Annotated in this window: 2 protein-coding genes and 2 pseudogenes; all 4 read right to left on the bottom strand. The window is 52.8% G+C overall.

The window, feature by feature from the left end:
- Positions 1-292, bottom strand: a pseudogene (locus L693_RS0106525) (type III PLP-dependent enzyme); the annotation flags it as partial.
- A 103-nt stretch (positions 293-395) separates the two neighbouring features.
- Positions 396-1,498, bottom strand: a pseudogene (locus L693_RS0106520) (Gfo/Idh/MocA family protein).
- Complete coding sequence (locus L693_RS0106515; protein WP_025716582.1) at positions 1,495-2,667, bottom strand: hypothetical protein; 1,173 nt, start codon at positions 2,665-2,667, stop codon at positions 1,495-1,497. Before L693_RS0106515 ends, L693_RS0106520 begins: the two are co-directional and overlap by 4 nt.
- Positions 2,668-2,684: 17 nt before the next feature.
- A partial coding sequence (locus L693_RS0106510; RefSeq protein ID WP_025716581.1) for a hypothetical protein occupies positions 2,685-3,903 on the bottom strand: 1,219 nt, incomplete at its 5' end.

The following is a 3,903-nucleotide window of genomic DNA, read 5'->3' as shown; positions in this document are numbered from 1 at the left end:
CTGCCGTTTTTCCCGGACCGGCGTACAGCACGTCTTCCGCTGCATATCCGGCCTCCATCGCGACGAACATTTCCCCGGCCGAAGCGATCTCGACCCCGCAGCCTAACGAACGCAGCAATCCCGCCAAGGCTACGTTACCGTTAGCCTTAAGTGCGTAATGTACACGCACAGCCGGATGCAACCGGGCCAGTAGCGAGCTGACATGAGCATACATCGCGTCTCCGTCGTAATAGTAAAATGGTGTCCGGTGCTTACCGAAACGCTCCAGCAAGGCCTTGTCCTTTTCAACCATCTGCTGCCCCCCCTCTCTTCCCTGTTCTATCCTCAGCATTTTGCATCATTCGGTTCCCAACGCTCCTGAGATTTATGCAAAATACTCATTTATGCAAAAATACTCATCCTGCATAGATCGTCTCACCCGAACGTGCTGCCTCATGAATGGCTGCCAGCAGTCTGACGCGCTCGGCGGCCTCACGGAACGGAATCGGCTCCGCTTCACCCCGGATGATGCTGCAGAAGGCCTCTAACTGATTGACATAATAGTTCATAGGCTCGAAAACGGTTTTCATTTTGGATTGCAACCGATGTGATGGTCCCTCTGTCGATGCATCCGTTGCTGCAATATTCGGCGTGATGTCCCTGCCTATATCCGTCATTTCCGTCTTGAGTGTTATTTTATAAAAGCCCAAATTTGCCCGAAAACAGTCCTGCAAGGTGACTACCGCCGAATCAAAGGTAAATACATGAGCACAGCGGTAAGGCCGCTCAAATGAAAAAAGAGCTGACGCCTCCAAGCCACCCGGATAGTGGGCCTGTGCATGGAATGTCCAGTCACAGCCATGGGGACCATTGAAATCCGATTGACTGCGGAATTCGGCCTGCTCCAATCCCACTGCGGCCTGAAGCAGCTGGAGCCAGTACACGCCCAAATCCCAAAAGCATCCCCCACCTTGCTCTGGCCGGGATCTATAATTGTGTACATGCCCATCTTTGGCGGGAATACACAGACTCGTCGCTATGGTGCGTAAACGACCGTAGCAGCCTGATTCCACGATCCTTCGCAGCTCACGCTGCCAAGGGTGATGCTGCACCATGACGCCCTCCAGCAGGTAGGCACTGCTCTGCTCGACAGTCGCAGCCAGGGGAATCAGATCCGCCGTACTCAGGCATAACGGCTTTTCCACCAGCACGTGCTTGTGAGCCTGCAGTGCTTTACCAATCCACTCGGCATGCAGGTCGTTGCTAAGTGCAATGATACAGCGTCGATGTCCGGGTCCTTTAGCAAATCCTCGGCATGTCGATAGACGACACTGATCCCAAAACGATCCGCCATTTCTCCTGCCTTCACAACCGTACGATTCGCCAACGCGGTTACACGGGCCCCTGCAACGTGCCCAATTGGCTCCAGCAATGCACGCGGCGCAATGGCGGAACAGCCAATGATTCCAAAGCGGATATCTCTCACCGCAGGTTCGTGTGCAGCGACAGCGACGTTCATGACCCTTGCTCCATTCCCGCTGCGCTTGCCTGCATTTGGATGCTATTCGCATACGACTCCACATAGCGCGGCGTCCGGCTGCGCAGCTCCACGATCCTCCGATACATATCCTCCAGTACATTAGAGCTGCCGCCATAGGTTTCCATCCACGTCTCGTAGCGCATACCTAGTCCCAGACGTTCCCACAGATCCGCATTATGCTTCTCATGCACACCAAACGGCTCCAGCATAATAAGCGGAGTTGCTGTAGCGAACGAATCGGTCAGACTGCCTCCTCCAGGCTTACTGACAATGGCTTGGACATGGCACGCCCGGTCCAGCATGCCATGGTAATCTGGCCCAACCTGATACATCGTCTCCTCACCCGATTTTACCTCTCCGAAAGGGGGAAACGTATGCTCTCCGGCTTCATTTCGCTGCCATGTTCTCCACTGCGGATCCATCCGAAAATAGCGTATACTGTCCCGCTGTTCATCCGGTTGATCCTGATCATACAACAGCAGATCCAGCTCCCAGCCCGCCTCTTCCAGCTGCCCAACCTTGTCACGGTATGTGCCCATGCCCCAGCCGCCGCCATGTACGAATAAGCGGGATTGCCGTGCTTCAAAAGGGATATGCTCTACTGCCGGGATATCAATATAATGGCTGACTCTATTCTTGTCATTTTCAAAAAAAGTCGTTTCTCCACATCCATCAGCAAAACGCGGGTGATGCTTGGCCAGATTTTTCCAGGAAGGAGAAGGTGTCGAATCCATATACACGATATCCACATGCACCGACTCCGGCTCTCTCCGCCTGCGATACTCCTCCAGTACATATATCCAATGACCGGATAAGCATATAAAATACCGCCGATCCTCCGCCGTCCATTGGTTCAGCAGCACTTCCATCGCAGCGGGGTCCAGTGAATTGCGCATATCCTGCGGAACCTTCTGTGACATTAAGGCTACAGCAAAATTGTCGTGATAAGCTTTGCGGCTCTTGTCGACCTTGAGACGGGCCAATTCCGGCAGCACATTTTCAAATACATGAATCGCCGTATCTACGCCCAGCCTGCGAAGACCCGCCTGCAACAACAAGCCGGGGGTATAAAAGCCCAATCCGAAGCCGGAACACAAAATCGTTACCTTAATAGGCTTATCCATAAGCTGATCCATACTCTCACGCATGCTCATACGCCTCCCGTTTAATTCAGCACTGTAAAATGATGCTCCGCCAAAAAACGCTCCAGCTTTGTAGTCAAACGCATTTTTTCTTCATCTCCCGCAGCAACCAGCTCCAAATAAAGGCGACCTTTTCCTCGTGCCCGTTCGCTTCTGGCAGCTTCCGTTTTACCACTTGAACCCGGCTTCGCGACGCCATTCTCTTCCGATCCGCCATAGTCGGCACTCATCCCACTCACGCGAACCTGTTTGGCAGATGATCTGCCCCCGCGTCCGGTTGCATTTCTATTTGGTGTGCTTGTATGGCCTACAATCTTGTTCTCAATATCTCGTCCACCTGTGTTCACATATAACGTATTGGCTCCCAGCGGCATGACACCTTCCTCACGTTCACCTGTAAACAGCAGTCCTTCGCATTTCAGCCCTTCCAGCAGCTCCTCATAAGACAGACTGCCGTCATGGGACAGCGAATAATTCGTCAGCGTGCCACGCATGTTTTTCGCGGCGAGAAAATTATCGAGCTGATGCTTGATCAAACTCATCGACTTGCGGGCGTTAATTTCGATAATGGGCTCCAGCTTCCCGCCACGGAGTGTCATGGAGTCAATGCAAACATCACCGTAATATCCATCCTGATACAACTGCCGTCCCACATCTTGCATTAAGCTAAAATAGCCCTCGCGCTCCAGCCGTTCCATAAAAGCCTCATCCGGCGACAAAGATTCCCGATAGGCAAATTGAGTGTTAGCCAGCCATTGCACAGATAAGATATCGACTCTTCCATCATCACCAATCGAAAATTGGCATGAAAAATCCTGCTCTTTTTCCAAAAAAGGCTCCAGAAGGAATAGCACCTGTTTGCCTTTACGCTCCTGTCCACGTAAATACGATACGATCCGGTCCAGCATTTGCGTCGAAGTAATGTGCAGATTTCCTTTGCCCGATACGCCAAAATCATCCTTGATTAAAAAGCTTCCATCCCGCAGCAGCTTACGCCCCGCCTCAGCTACATCCGCAAACGAAGTCACGATATGGCCCGGGTTACGCAGGCCGAGACTGCGTTTTAGATCAGAGGAATAGGTTTTGGCATTTACCTTGCGGATCGTCTCCAGCGGTGGCTGATGCAATGTGATTCCCCAGGCACGGGCAGCCTCCTCCACATACGGCAAACCCGCAAACGGGCTCAGCACACAGCCCTCCAGCTGAGGGAAATCCTCGCCGCTATCGGCCTTGCGGCTGCCC

Origin of the sequence: Paenibacillus sp. 1-18 (genome assembly GCF_000520755.1) — a bacterium.
GTDB classification, from domain to species: domain Bacteria; phylum Bacillota; class Bacilli; order Paenibacillales; family Paenibacillaceae; genus Paenibacillus; species Paenibacillus brasilensis.
This window is presented reverse-complemented; position numbering and strand designations above follow the sequence as displayed.

What these genes read in the sequence shown, in the direction of transcription:
- L693_RS0106515 (WP_025716582.1), bottom strand. Translation starts at nt 2,667, where the DNA reads ATGCGTGAGAGTATGGATCAGCTTATGGATAAGCCTATTAAGGTAACG.